18 protein-coding genes are annotated in these 26,159 nt (G+C 58.5%); 6 read left to right on the top strand and 12 right to left on the bottom strand.

Annotated features, from left to right (window positions below; genetic code table 11):
• Window positions 1–20: 20 nt before the first annotated feature.
• From ACVILL_RS28545 to ACVILL_RS28560, 4 genes are all read right to left on the bottom strand, one after another.
• The gene (locus tag ACVILL_RS28545) at window positions 21–815 is read right to left on the bottom strand and encodes a hypothetical protein (protein WP_456732103.1); all 795 of its coding nucleotides are present in this window, start codon (window positions 813–815) and stop codon (window positions 21–23) included.
• 46 nt (window positions 816–861) lie between these two features.
• Window positions 862–2,175, bottom strand: coding sequence for an O-antigen ligase family protein (locus ACVILL_RS28550; RefSeq protein ID WP_456732104.1), 1,314 nt, complete (start codon window positions 2,173–2,175; stop codon window positions 862–864).
• 132 nt (window positions 2,176–2,307) lie between these two features.
• On the bottom strand, window positions 2,308–3,480 hold the full coding sequence (locus ACVILL_RS28555; protein WP_456732105.1) for a glycosyltransferase family 4 protein: 1,173 nt from the start codon (window positions 3,478–3,480) through the stop codon (window positions 2,308–2,310).
• A gap of 9 nt (window positions 3,481–3,489) precedes the next feature.
• A complete protein-coding gene (locus tag ACVILL_RS28560) occupies window positions 3,490–4,737 on the bottom strand; it encodes a glycosyltransferase family 4 protein (protein WP_456734385.1) in 1,248 nt (415 codons plus the stop codon).
• 361 nt (window positions 4,738–5,098) lie between these two features.
• Between ACVILL_RS28560 and ACVILL_RS28565 the strand changes: the two genes are divergently transcribed.
• Window positions 5,099–6,109, top strand: a complete 1,011-nt coding sequence (locus ACVILL_RS28565; RefSeq protein WP_456732106.1) for a polysaccharide deacetylase family protein — start codon at window positions 5,099–5,101, stop codon at window positions 6,107–6,109.
• Window positions 6,110–6,232: 123 nt separating this feature from the next.
• On the opposite strand, the gene ACVILL_RS28570 is transcribed toward ACVILL_RS28565, so the two are convergent.
• The 4 genes from ACVILL_RS28570 to ACVILL_RS28585 all read right to left on the bottom strand — a co-directional run bounded on the left by ACVILL_RS28570 (window position 6,233) and on the right by ACVILL_RS28585 (window position 11,596).
• On the bottom strand, window positions 6,233–7,240 hold the full coding sequence (locus ACVILL_RS28570; protein ID WP_456732107.1) for an FkbM family methyltransferase: 1,008 nt from the start codon (window positions 7,238–7,240) through the stop codon (window positions 6,233–6,235).
• Between the two features lie 4 nt (window positions 7,241–7,244).
• Window positions 7,245–8,723: a lipopolysaccharide biosynthesis protein gene (locus ACVILL_RS28575; protein WP_456732108.1), complete on the bottom strand. Its 1,479-nt coding sequence runs from the start codon at window positions 8,721–8,723 to the stop codon at window positions 7,245–7,247.
• A 118-nt stretch (window positions 8,724–8,841) separates the two neighbouring features.
• Entirely contained in the window at window positions 8,842–9,948 is a 1,107-nt protein-coding gene (locus ACVILL_RS28580; RefSeq protein ID WP_456732109.1) for a Wzz/FepE/Etk N-terminal domain-containing protein, read from the bottom strand.
• 166 nt (window positions 9,949–10,114) lie between these two features.
• Window positions 10,115–11,596 carry an undecaprenyl-phosphate glucose phosphotransferase gene (locus tag ACVILL_RS28585; RefSeq protein WP_456732110.1) on the bottom strand — a complete coding sequence of 494 codons (1,482 nt, stop codon included), beginning with the start codon at window positions 11,594–11,596 and terminating at the stop codon, window positions 10,115–10,117.
• A gap of 106 nt (window positions 11,597–11,702) precedes the next feature.
• Between ACVILL_RS28585 and ACVILL_RS28590 the strand changes: the two genes are divergently transcribed.
• The 3 genes from ACVILL_RS28590 (at window position 11,703) to ACVILL_RS28600 (ending at window position 16,395) form a co-directional block, all read left to right on the top strand.
• Entirely contained in the window at window positions 11,703–13,151 is a 1,449-nt protein-coding gene (locus ACVILL_RS28590) for a polysaccharide biosynthesis/export family protein (RefSeq protein ID WP_456732111.1), read from the top strand.
• Window positions 13,152–13,387: 236 nt separating this feature from the next.
• Window positions 13,388–15,055 (top strand): asparagine synthase B, encoded by a 1,668-nt coding sequence (gene asnB / locus ACVILL_RS28595; RefSeq protein WP_456734386.1) that lies wholly within the window; start codon window positions 13,388–13,390, stop codon window positions 15,053–15,055.
• 26 nt (window positions 15,056–15,081) lie between these two features.
• Window positions 15,082–16,395 (top strand): TubC N-terminal docking domain-related protein, encoded by a 1,314-nt coding sequence (locus tag ACVILL_RS28600; RefSeq protein ID WP_456732112.1) that lies wholly within the window; start codon window positions 15,082–15,084, stop codon window positions 16,393–16,395.
• Here the strand turns inward: ACVILL_RS28600 and ACVILL_RS28605 are convergent.
• The 4 genes from ACVILL_RS28605 to ACVILL_RS28620 form a co-directional block, all read right to left on the bottom strand.
• Window positions 16,380–17,552, bottom strand: a complete 1,173-nt coding sequence (locus tag ACVILL_RS28605) for a GNAT family N-acetyltransferase (protein ID WP_456732113.1) — start codon at window positions 17,550–17,552, stop codon at window positions 16,380–16,382. The two genes, ACVILL_RS28600 and ACVILL_RS28605, sit on opposite strands and share 16 nt — an antisense overlap.
• A gap of 421 nt (window positions 17,553–17,973) precedes the next feature.
• Window positions 17,974–20,577 (bottom strand): AMP-binding protein, encoded by a 2,604-nt coding sequence (locus tag ACVILL_RS28610; protein ID WP_456732114.1) that lies wholly within the window; start codon window positions 20,575–20,577, stop codon window positions 17,974–17,976.
• A gap of 373 nt (window positions 20,578–20,950) precedes the next feature.
• Window positions 20,951–21,961, bottom strand: a complete 1,011-nt coding sequence (gene galE, locus ACVILL_RS28615) for a UDP-glucose 4-epimerase GalE (protein WP_456732115.1) — start codon at window positions 21,959–21,961, stop codon at window positions 20,951–20,953.
• 639 nt (window positions 21,962–22,600) lie between these two features.
• A complete protein-coding gene (locus ACVILL_RS28620; protein WP_456732116.1) occupies window positions 22,601–23,524 on the bottom strand; it encodes a LuxR C-terminal-related transcriptional regulator in 924 nt (307 codons plus the stop codon).
• A gap of 481 nt (window positions 23,525–24,005) precedes the next feature.
• Between ACVILL_RS28620 and ACVILL_RS28625 the strand changes: the two genes are divergently transcribed.
• Together ACVILL_RS28625 and ACVILL_RS28630 are read left to right on the top strand one after the other, a co-directional pair.
• On the top strand, window positions 24,006–24,653 hold the full coding sequence (locus ACVILL_RS28625; protein ID WP_456732117.1) for a LuxR C-terminal-related transcriptional regulator: 648 nt from the start codon (window positions 24,006–24,008) through the stop codon (window positions 24,651–24,653).
• Window positions 24,654–25,434: 781 nt separating this feature from the next.
• A complete protein-coding gene (locus ACVILL_RS28630) occupies window positions 25,435–26,040 on the top strand; it encodes a 4'-phosphopantetheinyl transferase family protein (protein ID WP_456732118.1) in 606 nt (201 codons plus the stop codon).
• Window positions 26,041–26,159 lie beyond the last annotated feature (119 nt).

The raw sequence follows: 26,159 nt of genomic DNA on the forward strand, positions 1-26,159 counted from the left end.
AGAACCAGAGCTCAGATCGACTACCGCAAGGGTGGTGGTGGGTCGGTTTGCAGCTGTGCCCTGGTCATGGTTGTGAAGAAGAAGTACTGGTAGGCCGTCGTCAATCTGACCCACGCACCCATGCCGATGCCAGGATTGTTCACGAACACTCCATTGCGGTAGAGGTACGGAGCCGAGGTGTCTCTCCACCAGTCTCCGCCGAAGTTTGCAATCAGATTTGCGTTCGCACTATCGGTGCGCAGTTGTGCCAGCGAGAATACTCCGTCGATCGTTTCGGGAGCGTACGAGCCCCTCGGTTCCATCCAGAAATGATCATTGTAGCCGGGCGACGGCGAACTCATCCTGATGCTTTGGTCCGATTCAACGATAAGCTCCATCGCCGTGGAGGAGTTGTTGGAGAAATCTGCCACGTAGTGCCCGCCATCGACCGAATTCGCGGCCTGATCCTGCACGAGCAGCCAGCCACCGCTCGTCAAGTGCACATAGACGCGATAGTCCTTCAGATAAACATTGGCAGCAATGTTCGGAGCTCCGGCTTGCGGATAGATCTGTCCCCAACCCGTCAGCGAAGAGAAATCAGGAGGCGGAGCGCCGCGTCCTGTGGCGGCAGCGCCTCCGGCATACCACGAGTAGGAGGTCCTGACCCCGTGTGGATAGATGCCGGCGTCATACCCGGAATTTTGGGATACGACGCATTCGATAGATAGGGACACGCAAATGGGGTGGAGAGCACGCTCGCCGCCGGCACTCGGCAGCGGGACGACGGCTTGTAGGACCAAGAGCGCTGTGAGGGAAATGGCCAGATTCGTCTTCACGCAAAGAATCCCTAGCGGGGCCAGTATGACAGTAGCGAAGTTGGGCTCAGATGGTTCCGGGGCTCCTCAATGCTTCAGTCCGCGAATCGCCGCTCATTGGGATCGGCGATTCACGCGACCCGGGGACGCGTTCGACAGCAGCTTCAGGTTCGGCCAGCACCAGGAAAATACCGAGGATCACGTACGACAACGCCACCGTTTCCCTGTTGAAGCTGTCATCGAACAACGCCACCAGCGTTACGCCAATGAACATCGCAATCCAGAGATTCAAAGGTCGGATTTCCGCGGACCTGCTTCCATAGCAGGCAACTAGCTTCTGCCGGTCCGACATTGCAGCCAGCGGAAGGCTGAACCAGAACACGGTAAAGGAGATCAGGCCGACCACGCCGGTTTCGAAGAACATTTCCACGAACGCACTATGCGCAAGAAGAGCGAATGGGCTGTAGAGCGGCGTTTGACCGGGACCATATCCGATCAACGGTTGTTCGAGTGCTTGCGTCGACAGATAGTACCAGTGGAAAATGCGCCAATGGACGGAACTCGGAGCCGTGCGCCAATCCCAAACCGTGTAGTTGCCGCTCCAGATATAGTCCGGAACAGAGCTCAGCTCCGAAAACGACGCTCCAAATGGAGACGTCCATATGACGATAACGAATGCCGCGGCGAACGCGGGCAGGAGGGCCGGCCTCTGGGCAAAGATATATATAGCGAAGGTCACCCCCAGTAGCGCCACCCCCGTTCTTGACGCAGCGAGGGCCAGGGCGACGAGAAAGAGCAGATACACGACAATGTCAAAGTATCCGACGGAGGCGCGCAGTTTCCGACGCGACAGCTCGCAAAGGAAGAAGACCAGAACCAATTCGAGGCTGAAGGATACCGGGTGCGCCGATGGGCCTGCCGCCCGTGCATGCTTGTCGTATGGCGACGCGAGCTCGGTATATCCGGCCAGGTATTGGAACAAGGCGATTGCCGACATCAGAAAAAGCAGAAGAATGAAAACACGATGAATGTTCGGGCAAAAATCAGGATGCTGATAAACAGAAGAAACCAATATCACAAACATGAACAGATAGACGTACCTGATGATCTCGTACCACGCCACATATTGGTCGATGATGCTCCTCGTATTGACGACAAGCGACAGTACAGCAGTGGTTGTAAAGACCGACAAGCATATCAACAGCGTGAAAAGTCTCCGGTGTATCCTGACATGCCGCATGTTCCAGGCTGCCACGAGGCCGACCGCGATGACGATCATGGAAAGAGCCGACGAAATGCCGGTGCCATACAGACGATCGATCCCGTTGGAGAAGGATCTCACAAAAACAAAGGAAAGAAGGAATGTCAGGAGCGCATTCATCTTGAGCGAAGCTCCCGCTCAATCAAGGGGCGGAAGGCAACCCGACGAGTGGCGCGGTTTCGCGCCGGCCGGGTACGATCCCAACGCAAGGCGGTCAGGACGTTCTTGCCGCCGCGCCACGCGAGCAACGCGCTAGGCTGCACGGGGAGGGGCGGTCCGGCGCCGCACGTCCTGGGGTGGCCCAATGGCTCTGCGATAGCATCCGAGGGTCCGTTCGGCGACAGAGTGCCAGTCCTCGCGTTCTGCCAACCAGCGGCGCGTTTTCTCGCGCAACTCGGGCGACCAGGTGCTGCTTGCAAAGGACGCCAGGCGACGGGCGAGCGCCGATACGTCTCCCAAATGGAAATAGTGCGAGTCGTCCAATCCGAGCTCCAGATGAGCAGGAATGTCACTGGCGATCACCGGCAGACCGAAGCTCAGGGCCTCCAGCAGCGAGATCGGCAGGCCCTCGTGCGAAGAAGGCAGAACGAAAATGCCGGCATGGGCGTACAGCTCGTGAAGCGCGACGCCGCACTGAAAGCCTGCCACGACTACCCCGGAAGTCGCCTCGGCGCGCGCTGTCACCGCTGCGGTATAGGCGTTGGGATGTTCGGACGTCCCGACCAGCACGAGCTTCCATCCGTCGAGCCTGGCAGCGGCAAAGGCCAGAATCAGGTCGAGGTGCCGTTTCTCCGGAACCAGCCGACCCACCATCAGCACATATCGTCCCGGCGTGAGCCCGAATTTCTCGAGCGCCGAAATGCTGCTTGGCACGTCAGGTAAGATAATCCCGTTGGGAATAAGGTCCGAGTTCAAGCCGTACTTGTCCCGCACCAGCTTCCGAATGGTTTGCGAAATCACGATGCGGCCGTTGGAGAACCGCATGCCCCAGGCTTCGCCTACCTGCAGAACCGTCCTGGCCAGTCGGCCCCACTTCTCCCGGTCGTAATCCGGGCCGTGATGCGTCACGACAACATGCAGTCCGAGCAATCGCGCGAGCGGCGCCATCAAGGCCGGTCCGATCGCCTGGATGTGCAATATGTCCGGTCGCTGCCATGCGGCGACCAGCACGCCGAGAAACGAATGCACGATCGTCTCGAGACCGGACGCCTTCGGGCACCATACCCGCTGGTAGCGTACTCCGTGCCACTCGTCGCCGCGGCTGGGCGGCATATAGGAGGAGCGGACGATCACTTTGACGTCGCACCCCAACTTCTTGAGATGGGGACACAGATGCTCCGCGTGGGTTTCAACTCCTCCCTGCACATTGGGGAATCCACGCAGACCAAGCATGATCACCCGCAGTACGAGATGATCCGCACTCACTACATCCTCCTATTCATGAACGCTTGCACCATGTACCGCCGCCGCCATGGATCGTCCCGGCAGCAGTGATCGGTAGACGGCCATCAGCTCGGCATTGTGCTTTTCGAGGGAAAAGTGCCGCTCCACATGAAGTCGTCCGGCGGCTCCCATTTGTGCGCGGCGCTCGCCGTCGCCCATGAGGCACTCGAGATGGGTTCGAAGATCGTCGACATTGCCGGGCTCGAACAGAAACCCGGTCTCGCCGTCGTTTACGAGCTCCGGAATGCCGCCGATGCGGGTCGCAATGACAGCCTTGCCCTGCGCCATCGCCTCCAGCACGGACATCGGGCAATTCTCGCACCACTCGGAAGGCACAACCACGACGGATGCTTCGGCTATTGTTGTGCTCAGCGTCTCTCCGGAGAGATGACCCGCAAACTGTACGTTTCGTGCAAATTGCGACTTTAAGTCATCGGTCAGCGGGCCCGTGCCTGCAATGACAAGTGGCCACGGAGATCCTGCCGCCTGATGGGCGCGCAACAGTGTCTCCGCACCCTTGCCCGGCGCGAGCCGGCCACAGTAAAGAACGTATCCCTTGTCCTGGCCGCGCGGCGAAATGCCCCTGACATCCACCCCGTTGTAGAGCAGCACGGTCCTGTCCGGGGAGAAGCGGCGTGACACCGAATCCTGCATGAAGCGGCTCGGTGCGATAAAGCGATCCACCTTCTCGTAGCTTCCGAGCCATTGTTGCGTGACCGCTTCGAGGTAAAGCGTGGCACTCTGTGCCAACGAGCCGTCGGAACAACGATGCATCAATACGTGATGGAATCCACCGGAGAGGCACAGCGAACATAGTTGGTTTCCGAGCGCCCGCGTGTGTACCGGACAGACAGGCTTGGTATCGTGCAGCGTCAGGACAACCGGAATTCCGCGCGACTTGGCGACGCCGACAATCGATGGCGTCAACTGATGATAGATGTTGTGACAGTGCATCAAGTCTGGTCGCGTTTCATCGATCAGTGATGCGAGCTTGCTCACGGCCTCGCGTGAGTGGATCAGCGCGAGAGCACCTTTTATCTTGGAGAGGTAGCCGCCGTTCCGATAATCCTGGCGTCTCACAAAATGAGTGGAGTAGCGCGACTCGATATTCCGTTCATGCTGCATCGCGAAGTCAATGACTTCTATCCCGCTGCGTGTCAGGAAATCTCGCTCCTGAAACAGAACGGTCTCTGCGCCACCGTTATTGAAGAGGTATTTGTTAGCGAGGAGTACCTTCATCAAGGAGCCGTTCCATCGACAACGCAGGTCACAACGGCCACTGCGCTTGGTGTTTTTCGTGCCCGACAGAAAAAAGCTACCTTGAAAGCTCTCCGATGCCGGAGGTGCATTCAGGGTGGGATGGGCGAATTGAGGGGTACCTATGAGTGAGTACCAGTGTCGCAGTGTCGCAGTTGCGGAGATGCCGCGGTTCCTCGATAAATGGAGGGCCAATGCCTGCCAGTGAGCAAGAGACGCCCACTGTTCTCACGACGGACAATTTGAATATGAACATCGGCAGCGCGCCGCGCGTGGAATCAACCCGACCTCAGAGTCGTGTGACGAATTCTCTGACCAGCGGTCTACTCGACGAGCGGACGCCGTGAAGCAGAGTTTCAAAGCAGCCCTATTCCAGGCGATCCGTTGGTCCGGACTGACGCCAGCTCTCCGAAAGCTTTTTGCAGGCAGGGCCGCTATTCTAATGTTCCACGAGATTCAGCGGGATTTCCGCTCGGAGTTGATGACCGGAACATCGGAGGACTTCTTTGAGCATTCGCTTGAATGGCTGCGCCGCGAGGGGTGGGAGATCGTCAGCCTCGAAACATGTCTTGAGCGGTTGGCAAATGGTCCGCAGTCGCGCCGCTACGCGGTGCTTACCTTCGATGACGGCTATCGAGACAACGTTTCGACGGCGCTTCCGATCCTCGAGCGACACAACGCGCCATTCACCGTATACGTTCCTACGGGCGCTCCGACGCGAACGCTGCAGGCGTGGTGGCTCGGTTTGCGCGAAGTTCTTCGCTCGCGAGACACCGTTACCGTTGACGCGATGGGCATTCGGTTTTCCTGTCCAGATCTGAACAGCAAGGCGTCTGCCATGGACAAGGTAGCGAGGTGGATTCACGAAGATTACAACCGGGCCGAAATGCTCGTTCCAACGTTCCGCAATGCCGGCGTATCTCTATCGGCCTTGAACGATGTTTATTTTCTGGATGAACGCGAGCTTCAGGTCCTGGCGCAGCATCCTCTCGCTTCAATTGGCGGGCACACGGAATCCCACCCGGCACTGGCGTGCCTGGACACGGCTTCCGCGCGCGCCGAAATGGCGGGCAACCGCAGCTATCTGGAGAATTTGCTTCAGATGCCCATCCGGCATTTCGCCTATCCTTACGGCACCCCGGGAGCGTGTGACACTCGGGAGGAACTTCTTGCGGAGGAAGTTGGCTTTTCGACCGCGGTGACCACGCGGCATGGGCAATTGTCCGATCGCAAGCCAAATCAACACGCACTGCCTCGCATCGGCGTGGGCGGGCAATTCGACACAAAGGTTGCGTTCGAGGCCCGAATGAATGGCATCCAGTCGGCGATGCACGGACTGCTGGGCATTAGCTAACAATCTGATAGTGATGACGGCGAGCGGCTCGTGCGCGAGGCGCTTCGAATGGAAATCAGATGCGCTCAGGTCATCAATCTATGAGGCGCTCCGCCAGGATCATCTACAGCTTCGCCGGCGCGTTTATGCGCGACTGGCTGCCCGTTCCATCCATTGGTGGAAGCCGCTTCCTGGAGGGCAGGTTACGAAATTGTAGCCAATTCTCGGGTTCGTCTTGACCCTGTCCAGAAAAGCGAGTTCCTCGACCTTCGCAATTGTCCCGTCCGGAGCGATGGAAAAGACCGGAAATCCTTGAGTGTCGAGCATGTACCTTGTTGTCGTGTGACTCCGGTCGTTGCCGTGATCCTCGTAGATGATCAGCGTATCGCGCTTGAGCACCTCGCGCGCGCCCTTGAAGGCCGATATTTCCGCGCCCTCGACGTCGAGCTTGACGACGAGCCGATCACGGTCGTTCATCTGCAGCTGCCGTGCCAACGAATCAAGCGTTATCGATAGAACCGGCTCGACGCGCTCTAAATGCATGCCCTGCGACGCAACGATGTGTCGGGCGTCATGAGATCCGTCATCGGAGAAGGACAACATCTGTCCGTCAGTCTCGAACAAGGCCTTGTGGCAGATCTCGAAGCGCCGGTTGTTGGCGTCGCGATTCTGCTCGAGAATCGCGAGCGTTTTCCGTGAAGCCTCGACAGCTATTGCGCGCTTGCGACCCAGCATCTCCGACGTGACGAGAACGGACCAGTATCCGATGTTGGCACCGCAATCGAAGAACGTGTAATCGATATCCTTCAGCCGCAGCAGAAGCATCCCTATGTCCGATTCGTAGGTGCGATGCGACTGACCGACGAAGAACGCATTCCAGTAGACGTCGTCCAGCTCAAAGTACAACCGGCTACCGTCCGCGAAATGGACGCAAGGCGTCTGGGAATGGAGGAGGGGCCGGACCGCTCGCATTGCGATGCCCATTCCGCGCCCCGTACTCCGCTCAACAATCGTGTGCAGAAGCTTCACCAGCCCGAGCGAAAGCGGGTTTCCCGACACCTCGAAATTGAATTCACCCTGGTCCATGATGGGCCGTCTTTCGCGCACAGTGCCGATTGCAGCAGCGGCGTCCTCGTATGACAACGAGCGCATTCAGCTATCTCCCCGATTCACGTACGTTGTGTTCCGACCGCCGCAAGCTCGGCCGCAAGTCGAGAACGGTGGCGCCGGCTTCCGGCCGAACAGCGTCCGTGCGCGGTTCGGATGGGCCTCGCCGCGATGTGCGCCTTGCTAACGCAATGAGCGTCCTGGTGGCAGTAATATCGATTCCTTCCGCAGCGTACAGGTAGGCCGCTGTCCATGCCCTGGTTGCCACGCCCGCGCAGGAGCCGGCAACTGCCGCTCCTAGAGCCCCAAAGGCCCAGGTCGCGCCGATCATGGCCAGAAGTCCCGCCGCCCAAGTTGTTACCACGATTTGCATCGCGGCACGCTGGTGTCCGGTCATATTCAGTGCGATAGGGCCGATGCCGAAGTAGGTCGAGATCAACAGGCCGATTGCCAATACCATCAGGACGCTGTAGGCGCGGGTGAAAGCGGCTCCGAACGTCATCAGCGCGAGGTCGCCGGCGAATGCCAATGTTACGACGCAGCAGAGGACGGCGGCGAACGCAGCCGTTGACGCTCCAGACGTGATGCGCGTGATTTCCGCATGGCGCCCTTCATCGAACAGACGCGCCATAAGAGGCGCTGCGGGAACGCAGAAGGTTGCCAGAAAGAAATCAAGAAGGAATGCAATACGCGTGGCAGCGTAATAATATCCGCCGGCTTCTGGACCGACCATGATTGAGACGATGATGACATCGACTGTGCCGCCCATCACGCTGGTGATACTGGTTACCCAGAACGGTACCGTAGTGGATAGGATGTCAGCAACCCGGTCGTTCGATCGCCTCACCGCGATGGTGAATACGTTATAGCCCTCCGCGAGACGTCGTAGGTAAGCGTTCTGAGTCGGGATCAGCACGACCAGGACGCCGGTCGCAATCATCAGAACGTCTCCGGCCTGCAGCGGACGGCCATGCGTCGAGAAAAGAACGCCGCCCAGAAGTATGATCAGCAGCCGCCACAACACATCCTTGGTCAGCAGCGCGAGGTTGACGGAGCCGAGTGCGCGCCCTAACGAGCTCTGCATTTCGATCAACGCCAATGGCAAGATTAGAAGCACGCTCGTGCAGTTTTGCCACCGGCCGAATATCCCATCGCGGCCGTGAGCGACGACGAACACGAGGAGGCAGACCAGCGTCACGGCAATGCTGCCTAGACACGCCAGACGAACCTGCTTCGCGACGATCGAGCTGATCTCTGGGTAACATTTCCTGACGGCGATGCTTGGTATTTCCCGTAGCACGCGAAACTGCTGGCCAAAGAGGCCGACCGTGGAGGTGACGACCGCGAATGTCATCAGCGACATAAGCGCTCCGTATTCCTCTATGCTCATCATCCGCGCAAAACTCACGCCGAAGAGGAGCGAGACCGCGGCACCCGAACAGCGATAGATCAAGGCCAGCGACGACTGCCGAAGGACCTTGCCGAACATGGACGCCGGTCCGTCGGGCGCTCGAATAAAGCTCGTCATTCCTGATTCCAACGCTGGTGGACGCTACGCGAAGCCGTTTGGTTGCGGTCAAGGTCTTGCCCGGAAATTGCGGTTCGGCAAGGAGGAGCACACCCTTCTGAATGAGCCATCCCTGCGGCTAGAAGTCGGGATTGGCGTCCTTGTACGCTGGATGTTTTTCGGCTCTGAACGGTCCATCCAAATGAGCCTTGGCGCTGCTCGCCTTGAATGCCTGGACGACTGCAGCGACCCCGTACGCGCCCCCTGCGGACCTGCGGGCAACCGGGAATCGTCCCGCGGACCAGTCGCGCAGCAATCCAATGCCGATCCCAAGCAGCAAGCCGCCAAGGATCGATACCGCAAGAACCAATCGAGCGTTTGGTGAGCTTGCCGTGTAGGGCTCGGAGACCCCCGTGAGGAGGCGCGCTTCGAACACCGGCGGCGCTTGTTGCTGCACGGCGTCCGTATAGCGCAACATTCGAAGGAAATTGTCATAGGCCTTGGCCGCGGCGTCCGCGGTGGCTTGCAGTTGGTGGAGTTCGTCGGGGACGCTCCCGTTCGGTTCTGCGGTGCCCGCGGAAACCGGGTTATTATTTCTAGCGCTGTTATAATCTGCGATAGCCCGCTTGGCGGCAGCTGCTTGGCCACTCAGATCGCTGAGACGATCCTTGACCCATTGCTCGTTCTGCAGACCCCACTTGTATTTCGCGTCCATCTGCGACGCAATGTAGCTTTCTACGACCGTGCTCAGGATCTTCGATGCCCGATCGGGAGAGGCGGAATTGAAGGCCAAGTCAACGATGTAGGTGACGCCGGCCCGCCTGACCGAAAGCTTGCGATGGAATGCCTCTAATGCATCGCGCGTCAAGCTGGGGTCGGTTTCCGGCCGGCTCCAGCCGAGCAGCCGGGATGCCGATTGGCTGAGGCGGTGCAGGGCGCCTGCCGAAAACTCCGGATCTCGCGCTAGACCGAGTTTGGCTATCACCGCGCGGGCGACGCCGTCCGATTTCAGGATGGCGATCTGACTGTCTACAGCCGTCGTCACCGACGCCGCGTCGCTTGAAGTCGTCTTGGCGTCGACGATAAGTTGCGCGGTGGAGGTAAACGTGGGGACAGCGACAACGAGATAGAGCAAGGCAACGGCAAATGCCAAAAGCCAGGTCTTCAGTATGGTCGAAAGCCGGCGGCGCAAAAATGCGAGTGCGCCTGCCAGGAATTCGGCCGGAGAACCGAATTCAGGCGGCATCGGGTCCTGGGGTGCCAAACTGTCTGGTCTCGTTTGCAGCATGTTCTCTAACCTGCACTTACTGGTAGCACGTCCGAAGACTCCGTTGATCACGCGAGAGTGGCATTGACCGCAATGCCGTTAAGAGTGCGCCGTGCGGAATAGGCGGCGGCGGGGCGACTGCGCGTTAATGGGCATTCAAATAGGCCCTTCTGGAGAAGAGGGTCATGATGATGATCTTGAGATCGAGCAGGAATGACCAGTTGTCGATGTAATACAGATCGTGCTCGATACGACGTTGCATCTTTTCCAAGGTATCGGTTTCGCCGCGATGCCCGTTGACCTGCGCCCACCCGGTAATGCCGGGCTTGACGTTGTGACGACGTGAGAACGACGAGATCAGCTGGGAGAAGGTCTCGTTCTGCGAGGTCGCGTGCGGACGAGGGCCGACGAGTGACATATCGCCGATCAGTACGTTGAAGAGCTGTGGAAGCTCATCGATATTGGTATGGCGCATGAAGCGCCCCAGCCGGGTCACGCGCGGATCATGTCTGGTCACTTGCTTGAAATTGTCGCCGTCCTCGGTCACGGTCATCGATCGGAACTTCAGCACGCGAATGGTTTCGTTGTTGTAACCATGCCGTGTCTGACGAAATAGCACCGGCCCGCGGGAGTCGAGCTTGATCGCCAGTGGAATGATGACGAAGAGTGGGCTGATGATGACAAGCCCGACGATCGCCGCCACGATGTCGAATGTTCGCTTGATGGCCCGGTGGAATAGCGTCAGGGGAGACTGGAAGATGCGCATCGTCACCACGTTGCCGAACTGCGTGATGCGCGACACAGCCATGAGATCGATGGCTCCGACAGGGACGACGTGAACGTCAACGGGAAGCTCTGACAGGGCGCCGGCGAGCGAGAGGGCGGCCGGAACATCCGACTCCGAGCTCAGAATGACGATGTCATCGGCTCGGAGGGGGCGGCATTCCGCGATCAGTGCGCGGGCATAGGACGATGCGTCCGCCGCGTTCGAGCGCTCCGGTGCTGAAGAGCCAGCGCGAAAGGTCGGGAAGTCGAACGAGCGGATGGTTCGGATTCCTGTGGCGAGCACCCGCGCGGAAAAGTGCAGGCAGTGGCGCGGGTCCCCTATGAGAATAACGCGCCTGGCGTCGATCAGTCCGGATGCGATGGCAGGCTGTAGCAATGAGAAACATATTGCGCGCGCGCAGAGTACCATAACGAGGACGCTTGCAGCCTGGGCTATGACGGTCGCCCGCGAGTATCCGTCCGAGACCTTGAGGACAAATATCGCCGAGATGAAGAAGGAGAATACAAGGAAGACGGCGCTGACACCGCTCCATAGGAAGATATGCCGCGGCTGCGTCTGGATTCGCGAATACTGCCGGAGCCCGACGGATACAAGCAGCTGCAACGTGGCAAGCAGGACCGATTCCAGAACGTATTTCGGGCTGTCCGGATAGTTGAAAAACGCCAGGCCATAATAGGCAACGGCGGCAGAATAAGCCCCAACAGCTACCAGGAGGAACTCGGCGCCTGCCGCCAATACCAGTACGCCGACCAATCGATTCTTGCCGACGTTACCGACTGCGACCGAACGCGCCGGACGCCCCGTAGAGGTCGGCGAATTGCTGAACGACGCATAGGTCACCGATTACTCCCAGGCGGTCCATCTTCCACCAAGAACAATACCATTCAGGTCACAAGGCGGACTGGCAATAAATGGGTAGCGTGGAGTAACTACGATGGTCAGTTGAGTGGAAGCGCTGCGGGATGAGATTATCGGTCAACCAGTTGAGATCAAATCGACCGAACACGCCATGCCCTATTTCAAGCTGCGCAATCGTTCCTGGCCTGTCATGCGCGCCGGTCAACCCGTTCGTTGCATCCGTTGCATGAGATGGGGACTTGTGGTTGTCGGCCTGACGATTTCCGCTCAGGCTAGAGCCGAATATCGAGTGAATGTCGGAGATGTTCTGGAGGTCGCGGTGGCAGGCGTAGCGGACCTGCGGCAACGTGCTCCGGTCCAGGTCGACGGCAACATCTCGTTACCGCTTGTTGGGATGGTTCCGGTCGCCGGTCTCCCGTTGCCGGAGATTCGAGCCAAGATTGGCGCGGCACTGACGAGCAAGGTCTTTCGGCAGAGGACTGTCGACGGCCGCGAGGTTGTCATCGTGATCGATGCGGACCAGGTCACGGCGTCCGTTGCGGAGTACAGGCCTGTTTACGTCAACGGGGATGTCTCGAAGCCGGGCGAGTATACCTATCGCCCGGCGAGCACCGCACGCCAGATCATCGCTGTGGCGGGCGGCTACGATGTCATGCACATCAGAATGAACAACCCGTATCTCGAGTCAGCCGACCTGCGAAGCGAGTATGGATCGCTGTGGACAGACCTCGCCAAGGAACAGGCGCGGATGTGGCGGATCAAGACTGAGCTCGGAGAGACGGCGCAGATGAGCCCGGCTGCTCTGAGCGATACGCCGATAGCTCGGTCCGCAATCTCGGAAATCGTCAATGCGGAAGCGGAGTATCTGAAGACGAGGCAGAACGACTATCAACAGGAAAAGGCGTTCTTGCAGCGTGGTGTCAAACAGGGGGATGACGAGGTCCGCGTCCTGTCAGAGCAGCAAAAGAAGGATGAGGAGGGATTTCAGTCCGACGTGGATGACCTTCAGAAAGCGACAGATCTGTTCGGAAAGGGATCCTTGATCAGCCCTCGCGTGACGGACGCGCGCCGCGCGGTGCTCTTGTCGGCAACCCGGAGGCTGCAGACTTCCGCGCAGTTGCTGCAAGTCAAGAAGCAGCAGGACGATTTTGCCAGACGGTTGGTAAAGCTCGACGATCAGCGGAGGCTTGACCTGCTTCGGGAGCTGCAAGACACGAGCGTGAGGCTCAATCAGATTCGCGAGAAATTGCAGAGCGTCGGCGAGAAGCTTCAGTACACCTCGATGGTTCGGTCGCAGCTCGCACGAGGATCCGGCAGCAAGCCCGATATTGCGATTATCAGAAGCAGCGACAAGGGCCCGCAACGGATTGTTGCGAACGAGGATACCGAATTGCAGCCGGGTGACACCATCGAGGTCAGCCTGCGATACCAGGATGGTCCTGATGCGTCTCCCCGAAAGCTGAGCAGTTCAACGGCTCCGGTGGTAAGCGGCCGGAACGACGTGACTGCGGCAGCCTCGCTACGCGACAAAAAGTGACGAACCCGGAGGCGGCATCGTAGGTACGACGGGGTTAGGGCCCGCTTCGATTGCGCACGACAGCGGGCAGGACCCGTTGGGTAGTTTGGAATTGAAAGACCGGTGGCAACCAAGACGTTTTGACGCAAAGCTGGCCGGCCACTGATTTCGACAGCGTTGAATTGTTAGATCATTTTCGTTCCCGGTCCTCTGTTCTGCTTTGTCCGCGATCGGGCCCATAGGAAGGTTTGACCACGTTGTGTGGCTTCGTTGGCATTTTTGGATTTACCGAACCGCTCCAATTGGCTCGCAGCCGGGCTCTCGAGTTGGCCAAGATGGTCAGACATCGCGGGCCAGACTGGAGCGGCATTTACTCCAGTGAAGCCGCAATACTCGCGCACGAACGCCTTTCCATCGTTGATGTAGAGCACGGTGCCCAACCACTCCTCGACGTTGCGGCGGGCCGCGCCTTGGCTGTGAACGGAGAGATCTACAATCATGTCGCTTTGCGCGACGCACTGAAGCTGCCGCATGCCTGGAAAACGAAGTCCGATTGCGAAATCATCCTGTATCTGTACGATGAGTACGGACCAGCCCTGTGCAGCATGTTGAGCGGCATCTTCGCATTTGCCCTCGTCGACGAACGCACCGGCGAGTTCTTTGTTGCCCGAGATCACATGGGCATAGTTCCGCTTTACATCGGATGGGGGAACGACGGCGCCACTTACGTTGCGAGCGAAATGAAAGCTCTCGACACCGTATGCGAGATAATCCGGGAGTTTCCGCCGGGGCATCATTACAGCGGCCATACCGGGGAGTTCGTCAAGTGGTATGATCCGGAATGGGCCCGTACACTCCCGACAAGGAAAGTGTCCCTGGGCGAGCTCCGAACATCGCTGGAAACTGCGGTCAAGCAGCAGATGATGTGCGATGTGCCCTACGGGGTTCTCATTTCCGGTGGACTTGATTCGTCCCTCATAGCAGCGCTCGCGGCAAGACACCGCTTCAAGCGGGTTGAGTCTGGAGAGACCGAGGAGGCGTGGTGGCCAAGGCTGCACTCGTTCTCCGTCGGTCTGCAAGATTCACCTGACATGAAGTATGCGCGAACCGTGGCGGCTCACATCGGGACGGTGCATCACGAGCTGGTTTTTACTGTGCAGGAAGGGTTGGATGCATTGCCAGACGTGATCCGGCACCTCGAGACCTTTGATGTCACCACCATTCGTGCCGGCACGCCGATGTATCTCATGGCGCGCAAAATCAAGGCAATGGGCATCAAGATGGTATTGTCCGGAGAAGGCGCCGACGAGGTGTTTGGCGGGTATCTCTATTTCCACATGGCTCCATCGGCGGAAGAGTTTCACGACGAAACCGTTCGAAAGCTCTTTGCACTCAGCAAGTATGACTGTTGTCGTGCGAACAAGGCGACAGCCGCATGGGGAGTCGAGGCCCGCGTGCCGTTCCTGGACAAGGAATTTCTGGATTGCGCGATGTCGATAGATCCCACTGAGAAGATGTGTCCCGGCGAGAAGATCGAGAAAGGCATATTGCGGGAAGCATTTGCCGACCTGTTGCCGGAGAATGTCCTGTGGCGTCAGAAAGAGCAGTTTTCCGATGGAGTAGGGTACGGCTGGATCGATAGCTTGAGGCAGTATGCCGAGAATAACGTCTCGGATGCGATGTTCGCCGAGGCCGGCAAGAGATTTCCGCAGCAAACGCCGACTTCAAAGGAAGGATACTTCTACAGGGCCATCTTTGATAGCCATTTCAAGAATCCGACGGCCTGCCTAACTGTCCCGGTCGGTCCCTCGATCGCCTGCTCCACGCCGACCGCATTTCGCTGGTCGCGGCAGTTTGCGAGCATGAATGATCCATCCGGACGGGCGGTGAAGGGAATACATAACGAGGCCATGGGCAACGTTTGATCGGTTGAAATCAAGGGAAGCTTGTGATGGACAGCGACACGCTTCTGGCGGTTCTACGTAGTCGGAAGGTGAACCTGTGGGTTGAAGGCTCCCGGCTCAAATTGGACGCGCCTGTCGGTGCGATAGATGCGGAATTGAAGTCGGAGCTTGTCGATCAGAAGGACAAGATAATTGCGCTTCTACAAGCGGCCGGATCGACGGATCGTGGCTCGGAACAGTCGGCAAGCGGGAGCCTGCGGACGATCCGCCGCGAGGTCGCCGCACCGGTTCCTGTCGGCCCTGAACGCATGGCCCGCTTCGTCGAGGCATTGCGCAATGCAAGTTTTGACCTGGCAAGCTGCGCAAAGCGGCTAGGAGTGTTCCCGCGTCTTGGGGTGAATTTTTGGGCCTCGATGAGGCCTGATTGGGTAGTTCGTCCAGACGATCTCATCGACAATCTTATTTCGCTCTTTATCGATGGCGATCGAGTCAGCGTGGACCTCATCGCGAACCGGGCTTCTGCGAACTTCGTCGACGTCGCGCTTGACATGGGGCTCGTCCAACTTGCCGGCGGCGCCCTGCAAGCAAACGTCTGTCTGTTTCCTTGCTACGGCAACTACATTGCAACGGACCAGGCGGCCAAGAACGCCGCAATCAATCAGGTCATGTGGCTATGGGGAGAGAGCTACATCCTCGGCGGATTGGTGAAGCGGGTGCCCCGGCGGAGGGCGATCGACTTGGGGACTGGCTCGGGCATTCACGCGATCCTGGCTGCAGAGCACTGTACGTCTGTGGTCGGCGCAGACATCAATCCGCGGGCTCTCGCATTTGCCAGCTTCAATGCAATGCTTAACGGCAAGAGCAACACCCGGTTTATTTTGAGCGACCTCTTCAAATCAATCGATGGGACCTGTGATCTGCTTTTAGCCAATCCTCCCTATGCTCCTGACAGCGCGGCCCAGCCGGGAGACAATTTCTGGAGTGGCGGACTGCAGGGTACCGACCTGCTGCGACAAATTGTCGAATCGCTGCCTGCCAGGCTCGATCGTGACGGAACAGCCCATCTAATTGCCCTTTATCCAAATCCGCCCGGCACAGGAATCAGGGATCACTTTGATATGTGGCTTAGTGGCAAGGTGGCCGATTGGGATGTGCTGGATCATACCTGGCCGGTGCCGAACTACGAGGATTTGTTCTCCGTGCGGCCCTACCAGGGCGACAAGAGCGCGTGGCGCTTCGGTGTCGTCAGCTTGCGTCGCTCTGCGTCCGGAAATGGCTGGTGGAAAGAGGTTGCCGGCAGAGGACTGTTTTTCGCAGCAGATGGTAGCTGCAACCTCGTCGCCGATCACGACGGCAGCTGACTTGTCGCTTTCGGGGTGAACAGCCGAAGCTTCTTTTTTGGAAGGTTCGTCGCGATGGTTCGCAGCATTCGCTTGGCAGTGCGGATCTTGGCCTCGATGTGGCGCTCGGGACCGTCGCGGCCGATTGAGATCCACGTCATGGCATATTCCGTATTCGCCAGATGGGACTTGTGCCCAGCGCCACCTGCCAGGAAGTCGTAGCCATTTTCCCCGCGTGCGATGCTCTCCTCAATAGCCAGGACATGGCTCACAAGCCCGGGCTTGATCCGGCTATCGCTCTCATAAAGAAAGCCGCTTTGGTAATTGAGGACACGGCCGTCATGCACGAAATTGTACAGGACCCCAACTGTCTGGTCGCCAACTAACGTCCGCGAGATGCGGACGGCCCCCGTGGGAACTCCGCGCGAAATTAACTCTTCGTGAAATGGACGGAATCCCGGATTGGCGAAAGCCCCCTTATGGCCCCACCGCGACCGATGAAAGTCGCTCAGCAGATGGAACGCGGCGAGGGCTTCCGTTGTCGTTTCCATGATCCGAAGCTCAAGGGGCCCGCGGTCGGCGTACAGCCGCATCGCTCGGCTTACGGCTTGACGGGTACTGCGGCCCAACGTGGCGCGATAGCTCTGGCCTTGCTGACGGACTTTGGCGAAATCAACCCACAACGCGGAGTCGGCCTGTTTCACGTCGGTAACGAGCCCGGCCCGGCCCGCGGCGCGACAAGCAGCCAACTCAAGGTCCGGATCAATTCCGGAAAGGACCAATTGATCTGAGCGGCGCAAGCGTGACGTCAATACATCGAGACCTGCCGGAATGATAGTCGCTGGTTGCTCTGCAAGAATATGATTGCACTCGATGAACAATCGATCGAAACGTTTGTCGCCTGATTCATTGAGCAGCCAACGTGTCCGCGCATGGGGACCGAGACGCCACGTGCCCCGCCGACAAATAATAGCCAAGCCAACGATCTTGTCTGACGACCGGGCTACGAGGACGTGTGGTTGCGTGCCCTTGGGTATATGTCGTAGCCAGGTTCCGATCCAGAGCCATGACAAGAAGAACGAGTGAGGTACCTTCGCTTCGAGCTGCTTCCAGGAAGTTTCGAGCCACTCGCTATCTTTCAGGATTTCAAGGCTGACTTCGGTATCTGTCTCAAGCATGCTGATTTCTCGTCCAACACCAGAAGTCCGCAGCGACGCGTCCGACGAGCGCGGTGCCCGCTGCAAGGATTGCACGCAAAATTCGAGGGGATTGGCCGGTCAAACGCAAGTATCCCTCTGGCAGACATGTCGTTAGGCCAAATCTGGCCGTTGCTTCGTCGGAGCCAGGTATCGAAATTGTATCTGAAATTCGACCGATGGTGTCGACCCTTTCTGATTACCCACGGCAGCTTCATGAGAACGCCGTCGGTCGTTGCGCTTGGAGGCTCGCTCATTCTGCCGGAAACCGTGCGGCATGAGACGAAGGGATGGGTATTGCCGTTGCTGTCGCCTGTCCCCAACCAGCTGCCCGCGGCCCACCCTGGGCGTCATGTCGACGGGGATCAGTCACGCGGCCTGATACGCACCGGTGGTCCCAGGCTTATTCGAAGGAAAGCCTTTCGAGCCGCTGCCGCAAATGATCCACGAGCAGATCCGCGCCGATCGTCAGACAGCCGGGGTGCCCGCCGGGCACCTCGATCACTTCGAGTTGAGAGCTGAGGTGCCGCCATGCCCGGCCGTCGTGTTCGGCGGCGTAAAATGCCACGGGGACGTCGAGCGGTGCCGGAAGATATCGAGCCATGGCAATCGAGTAAGCGTCCCACAGCACCGGAGGAACTTCGGGACCGTCGATCGTCTTTTGCCTCCTTGTCGAAGCCTTGGAGTACCGCTCCAGCTGCGCCATTTTCTCATACATCCAGCGCAGCTGATATGGGGAGACGACAGGCTTCATAAGCTCGATGATCGCCCGCGGGGCAGGGCGGGCCTTGATGGTTGGCGGGTCGACCATCGCAACCAGATCAACCTTATGGCCGGTTGCTACCAGCAAGTGGGCTACTTCGAACGCCACCATCGCGCCGTTGCATTTGCCGCCCAAGAGAAAGGGACCGCTCGCCTGCCGTTCCAGGAGCAAGGAGAGACGGTCGGCAGCCATCTCCCTGATCGAACCCGGAATCGCGTCCCCGTGAAGTCCGTGGGGATCGATCGAGATGATCGGATAATCGGGCCCCAAGAGCTCTGCGACGCGCCACATGCAGGTGTGGCCGCGGACGAGGTCCCCGTTGAAGAAGTACAGCGGAGGTCGATTGCTGCCGGCATGGAACTGAAAAAATGGCGTCGGTGGCTCGCTACTCTGCACGGCAAGCTTTCGGACGAGGCATCGAATGGTCCCTGCTTCCAGCAGGATCGTTTCCGGGACACGACGGCCGAGGAGCAGTTCGAGCTCGATGAGCATTTCCATCGCCAGAAGGGAGTCGCCACCGCTGGCGAAAAAGTCGTCGTCAACCGTCATCGTGTCGGATTTCAGTAGTCGTCGACATACGGTCAACAATTCGGCTTCGAGATCCGGCGAACTGCTTCCCGAGGCGAGCAAACGCGCCGGCGCCTCCTGACCCGACGGCACGTCGAGCAATTCGCGAAGTCGTCGTCGCTGGATTTTCCCCGTTATGCCTTTGGGCAGCTTGTCGAGGATCACGATTAGCCGGGGAATCTTGAACCATGCCAGCTCACGTTGCAGGAACTGGCGAAGTGCCGCAGGTGTCGTCTGTGCACCAGGGCGAAGGACGATGGCGGCTGCGATATCCTCCCCAAGGCGTGGATGGGGGATTGCGAAAATCGCAGCCTCGGCCAATGCCGGGTGTCGTAGCAGCGCGGCTTCGATCTCGGCGGGAGAAATTTTATCACCACCGCGATTGATCAACTCGCCCAGGCGGCCGTGGAGGCGCAGAAAGCCATCCTCGTCGAAGCTGCCGATGTCACCGGTGCGAAACCATCCCTCCGTGAAAGCAGCTTGATTGAGCTCCGGCGCACCGAGATAGCCGGCTATGACCGTCGGGCCGCGAACCCAAATCTCGCCGCGCTCGCCAGCCTGTACCGAAGACCCGTCCTCAGCAGCAATGACGACAGTATCTGGCCAGGGCCTTCCGCAAGTCCCCGGTCTGTTCGCACCGGGTGGCGCCAGGTTGGCAGCAATCTGTGCGGCCTCGCTCGAGCCGTAATGCTCGAGCACAGGTACGCCCAAAACACATTCCAAGCCCGTCTGCACGTCGCTTGGTAGCGGCGCGCCGCCCGATACCACAAATCGCAGCGTGTGCGCCACCTGTGCATTTTCGCTGCTTTCTGCCTTGCTCAGCACTGCAGTGTGAAGCGTGGGACTCGCCGAGTACCAAGTTGGCCGTAGCGCATCGAACCACTCGTCCAGCGCGATGACGGAACCGTTCGCCGGGACCGCGATGCTGCCGCCAGTCAGCAACGGCGTGAACACCGTTACTTTGAGCCCATGAGAATAGAACGGGGGCGACACGCTCAGGCAACGGTCCCGAGGTGTGAGGCCGAACCAGGCCTGAAGACGCGAGGCCGCCGCTCGCATATTGCTGTGACTGAACGGAATGAGTTTCGGCTGTGCGGTCGTGCCCGACGTCTGCAGGATGAAGGCGGGTGAATCCGGATCGGGTTCGTCGTCGAGCGCGGGGGAGCTTCGGTGTTGGGCGGCGATATCGAATCCAAGCCGATCGTGTCCAATCGGCAAGGCCTCGATCACTGTAAGCCCTATCCGCTCAGCGACCTTCCGAGCTTCCGAAGCGCAGCCTTGCGGCACGAGGAGAGCGCTTAGGCGCAGCATATCGAGGCGTTGCTCGATTTCAGCCGGCGACAGCCTCGGATCAAGGGGAACTGCGATACTGCAGCAGGCGATGGCCGCGATGGCGAGAACTGCCTCCGGGCCACTTGGCATAAGCACTCCGATGCGTGCTTTGCAATCGAACCCAGCCGAACGCAGCCGTAGGCGGAAAGCTTCCAGTTGGTGTTCAAGATCCTGGTATGTCAGAGGCGCAAACGTGCTCGAAACGATCGCAGGTTGATGCGGAGAGAGACGGGCATTTCGAACGATCGTCTGGCCCAGCGTAAGTCCGACCTCGGTCTCTGTCCCGCGGGCTGCGGCACCCTCGAAGCTCGTCACCGAAGCTGGCCTTTCGTTGTCCAGAAGCATATTTTCCTTTCCGGACCTCGCGAGCCCGGTCGCCGTAGCCGTAGTTGCAAACTCCCGAGATGCCCCGCCATAAGCTAGCGGTCATCGGGAAAAGCGACAATTGAGGACTGGCCACCATCCGGTGCGGCATTTTGACAATGCGCCTTCCGGACTTGGCGTGATCTCTGCCACGTCGATGCGGCGGTGGGGAGCCCAAACGTCTTTGGGCGATAGGTTGCGATCAGCCGGCGGTGCCAAATGCGATCGTGCTGTATGTCCTTCGACGATTTGGCGACATCGATCGCCGACGATCATTCGAGCTGATCTTGGCACGAGATCGGTCAAGATCATTCGCCGCATCGCGTGGCAGTGATCAATGCATAAGCCTCGCCATCTAGCTGCTGCGATAGCCGGTTGGATTCTGCATTTGCCAACGCCAATGATCGGCACACATCTCCGTCAGCGACCGTCTTGAGGTCCAATCCAACAGGTTCTTTGCGAGCGTCGGATCCGCGTAACAGGCTGCGACATCACCGACCCTGCGTTGATCGATCACATATGGCACTGACCGGCCACTCACGGCCTCGAATGTCTTGACCACCTCCATCACGCTGCTGCCGCTTCCCGTTCCGAGGTTGGCGGTCAGAATGCCGGGCCGGCTCAGCTTGCTCAAGGCGCTCAGATGTCCGGATGCAAGATCGACGACATGAATGAAGTCGCGGATACCCGTCCCATCCGGCGTATCGTAGTCATTTCCCCAGATATGAAGCCGTTCACGTCGTCCAATTGCGACTTGTGCTACGAACGGCAACAAATTGTTGGGAGTACCAAGAGGGTCTTCGCCGATGAGCCCGCTTTCGTGTGCGCCGACTGGATTAAAGTAGCGCAGGATGGCAATCCGCCAATCATTGTCGGACCCACCGAGATCCCGCAATATCTCTTCGATGAAGTATTTTGTGCGGCCATACGGATTTATCGGTCCGATGGGATGCTTCTCGTCCAGTGGCAGATATGCAGGCGCCCCATAGACCGTTGCGGACGAACTAAAGACGAGCGTCTTGACGTCTGCTCTCGTCATGGCTGACACAAGCCGCATGGTTCCCACGACGTTGTTCTCGTAGTAACTCATGGGGTGAGCGCTGGACTCACCGACCGCCTTGAGGCCGGCGAGGTGAATCACTGCACTCACGTCGTGCGTACGCAGGATCTCGTAGATCGTCTCTTCATCACAGATATCGGCATGCCGGAAGACGAGCGATCGCCCACAGATTGCCTGCACCCGTTCGAGAGAGGCGCGATTGCTGTTGCAGAGATTGTCGACGGCAACGACATCCAGACCCGCATCAAGTAGCGAGACTGCGATATGAGACCCGATATATCCGGCGCCTCCGGTCAACAGGATCATTTCAGCTTCCGTTCTGCGCCTGGACGCCAATTCTCGCCACGGCGAAAATCAATCCCGCCATAAAATTTCACGACGCTCTCAGGTTGTGCTCGTGACTAGGCGTAGTCAAGCCTGCCAGCTGGCTTGGAGGCCCTTCAAAGTGCTTACCGAGTCGAGCTGACTTCGATATCGTGACGACATCGACGATAGGTGTACGCCACCTTGTATCAGGTTGGGGTACCGCAGGCTTGCCGTCGGCCGTCGTACGGATCAACCGTCCATTTGGATCGCGATGATCCACAGTCCTTGCGCACAGTTGCGACGCATGACCAAGATCTGATCGGCTCACTTGAGCAACCCGATGACTTCGATGCGTCAGCGGTTGCAGCGACCTTTCGAGGGACGCGGAGCTCCGCGGATATCGATCCGCATCCGTATCATCAATCTCTGACCCGAGAGCTGGAACATGCCGCAGGCTTCTCGCGACCACCGCGCAGATGCTTGGAGCGGATCGCCCCTTACGTTTGCCGTTGCGTGGCGGCGACGGTCGAGGGTCAATACGTGTCCATGCAGGGGATCATGAGCCATCTGCTCTACCCGCAGGCGCGACGCTCGAGGAAGCGTCGCGCCAACAACAGGATGCCGGACCCGACACCTCTGCTATTTTCGCATTTGGATCGCACCGCCGACCGTTGGATTCATTTCCTTGCGGCCGTGCCCGTTTTTGAGGGGCACTTCAAAATAGCTCGCCGCAGGGGCGATGGTGCCAAGCGGCGTGAGCCGGCCAGCCGCCCTGGTGATCTTGGGGACTTCTCTCTTGGGCGGGAGCACGCGCTCGGTGGTGTCAGCAGCCGAATGCGCCGGTCTGTTTGGCAGCGAGGCCATGGGTCGATGGTTCAGCCCCCAGATCGCTGCCTGTGTTCTGTTTTGAACGCGGATCTTGCGCAGGATTGCCTTGATGTGAACCTTCACGGTGGCTTCGGCAATGTTGATCTTGCGTGCGATGCACTTGTTGGAATCGCCCTCGATCAGACACTGCAGAATTGAGATCTCTCGCGGCGAAAGCTGCTGCGCGGGTCCTTCGTCCACGTTCGCTATGCCACGATTATCGTCATTGGATGGGGGAGCGCCGTCGATGTCGTGACTCTCAGCATCAAGGGCAGACGTCAAGAAGGCCGGTGGGAACACTGTTCCTCCCATCATGACGAGCTCGATGGACTTGATGAACGCATCGCAGTTCATCACATCAATGAAGTAGCCCGTGGCGCCAGCCCGAAACGCAGCAGCCAGATCGCTCGGACGATAGTGATCCGCGACAACTGCGACGCGTCCGTCCGCATAATGGTGCCTGAAGGAGGCGATTTGCTCGACTGTGTGGCTGATGTCGTCGCCGTTGTGAACAATCAGGAACAAGGCCTGGCACGACGGGATGTCGCCAAGCACATCAGTAGCAAGCAGATCGTCGACGCTGGTTATTGAAGCTGAAATTTGGAAGTTTTCTGAGTTTAGGATTCTAGCAAGGCCTTCTTTCCGCAGACTATTCTCGCCACTAAGCAAAATAGAAAAAGAATAATGTCGTCTCATGGAACTCTCCTGGACGCTACAAAAATAAACGAAACGGCGTATCGGTTGTAATCCGACCCTCTTGCTTTCGAGCTCGCCAAGCCCAAACAATGACGCATTCAAATCGCTTCTTCAGATTTGGCCCGCCGGACAAATCTGGGGCGAAAAAAGCCCTGAGCTTGCGTCAAAACGTTTAATAAACTTAGATGCTAATCCCCAATATCCAAATATGTCTTTGGTTATAGACATATTTGGAATGCTGGTCGTAATGTGAACGCTTATGGCGATCCTTGGTGCTCCTCAGGTGCTCGCTCAGGGTGTGCTGCGGACGTGATGCTGATCTTGCATTGTGTGTTTATGCGCTGGCGGTGCGTTCAGGCCGTAGATGCACGGGTGTCTGGGCGTGCTAACAAGACCTTACGCAAAAGCTGCGTATTAGGGTAGCTTATTACTGAAATTGGGCGCTTTGCTGCAACTGGAGGGGACCGAGGGTTGATTGTAAATGCATTTCAGTCGTGTGCTTATTGCTAGCAGATATCCCGTTTTTTTATTGGGTCTGAATTGCCTGCTCGAAGCAGAGCGTGAATTCAAAGTTGTTGCGCGTTGCACGGATAGTGCGAGCTGCTTCAGGCAAATACGGGATCTTGCGCCCGACATCGTCATCTTGGACATGTCGATGCCTGACCTTCTTGGACAGGCAATGCTTGAGATTGCATCCGGGACGCCCGCTGTGCGCCTCGTGTGGTTTGTCACCTCCATTGAGGATCGCGATCTCGCTATGCTGGCAGCAGCGGGAGCCCACGGCGTCATCTTGGGCGAGGACGGGCCGGAAAGGCTCTTGCAGACAATTCGGCAAGTCGCTGGGGGCCAGAGAATGTTTCCGCCTCCATCGACTGAGGAAGCCGGCGCTTCTGCGCCGTCAATGGCGGCGGAGAAGGACCTTGCCGTGCTGACGGATCGCGAGCGTCAGATTATGCGTTTGGTATCGGAGGGCTTGTCAAACAAGGAGATTGGCCGCCGCTTGAACGTAACCAACGGCACCATCAAGGTTCACCTCAACCACATCTTCCGCAAGCTCGAGATCAGCAACAGGACGACTCTTGCTACGCTCGCCGTCTCAACGGGCCGCCCCTACACGGAAGCCCCCTAAATTCTGGGGCGCGTCCGGTCTCAACCGCGACAGCGTGACGCTTGTAGTAACTTCTCAATGTGCGCAGGCGAGGACTGTGCTTGCATCGATGCCGAATTGCGTCCCGGGCTTTGGTATCGGGATGAGCGAGTGAGCTTCCAAGGTCCGAGGGGCCGGTTACTTCGATCCCTCAATCGAGCGAAATGCTCAGCGGTTTGGACAAGCCGCTCCTTGTCAAAGAGGGCCGCCGGATTGAGGCAAGACCGTAGCCTCGAAATCCCAATCCTGTGCGCATCGTGCCAGGACATGCCCCAAATGGGTTATGCCGCGCTCGATGGGCTTCTCTCCCCTGGCTAGGTCTATCCAGCGGCCCACAGTGCAAGAAAACTCTCGTCGGGCCCGGACTGGCCGGAGCGGTTCCTCGCTAGCTGGATGCAGCTCTAGGTCTTTCGATGTAGCCCTTCCATACATCTAAATTTCCATCGGCCGCTCCTTGTTTTCGCACCTACACGATTGCTTAATCAGGGAAATCCGCGTCAATGGCGTTGCCGCTCCATCAGGGTGCTGCGGTGCACATGAGCGTTACTGCGATCGGAATCCGCGTATGAGGTTGGATTGCTACCCTGGACTCGACGCGATCCAATCTTCTGGCGCGGGCGGAAACAATTGCCATGAGGCGTCGGATGCGGGTCTGAAATTTCGAGCTGCTGCGTTGCGGCCAGTCAGACTCGACGTCAGTCAATCTTTCGTCGCGCCATCAGCATCTTCTCAGAGTAGGACAGTCGAGCCAAAAGAAGCCGGCATGATCACCCGGGTTCTCGAAAGCGGTGGCTTGGAGGTGTTGGCATTCACGCTCGATACCGAGCAGGACGTGGGTGTGTGCCTGAACCAGGAGGAACGCAGGCGCGCCGAGCAGATGCTGCTGGAGCGGGATCGCCGTCGCTTTGTTGCCTGTCGTGGACAGCTACGCCGGATTCTGGCTTCAAAACTTGGAATCCCGCCGTCAGATGTCGAGCTGGAATATGGACGGCTAGGCAAACCCCACCTTTCGCACCGCATGCCTGCCTGCGATTTGCACTTCAGCGTTTCACGATCCGCAGATGTGGCGGTGATCGCGCTTTCGATTGGGCAAGAGGTTGGAGTGGATATAGAGGCAGTTCTACCCGTGCCCGAAGCGGACGAAATCGCAGCGCTTTGCTTTTCCGCTTTTGAGCACGAGTCCTACACCGCCCTTGGTCCGAAAGACAGGCTGGAGGGCTTCCTCAGGCGCTGGACCCGGCTCGAGGCCATCTCCAAGGCCCTGGGGTGCGGCTTGGGACGACCCATGGCGTGGGATGAGAACGATTGGGATGTCGGAAGCTTCGTACCTAAACATGGGTATATCGGGAGCGTGGTTGTTCGGAAATGATGGCTGTCGTGAATTGGAGTTTCGGCGATGTCACTATTCGCTGCGGATAGACGAGAAGCTCACGCAAGTTCACTCGAAGTGCGCGCGTTTCACACAGCTCGCGGTCGCAGGCGAGAGCA

It is taken from the genome of Bradyrhizobium sp. USDA 3364, assembly GCF_054056355.1.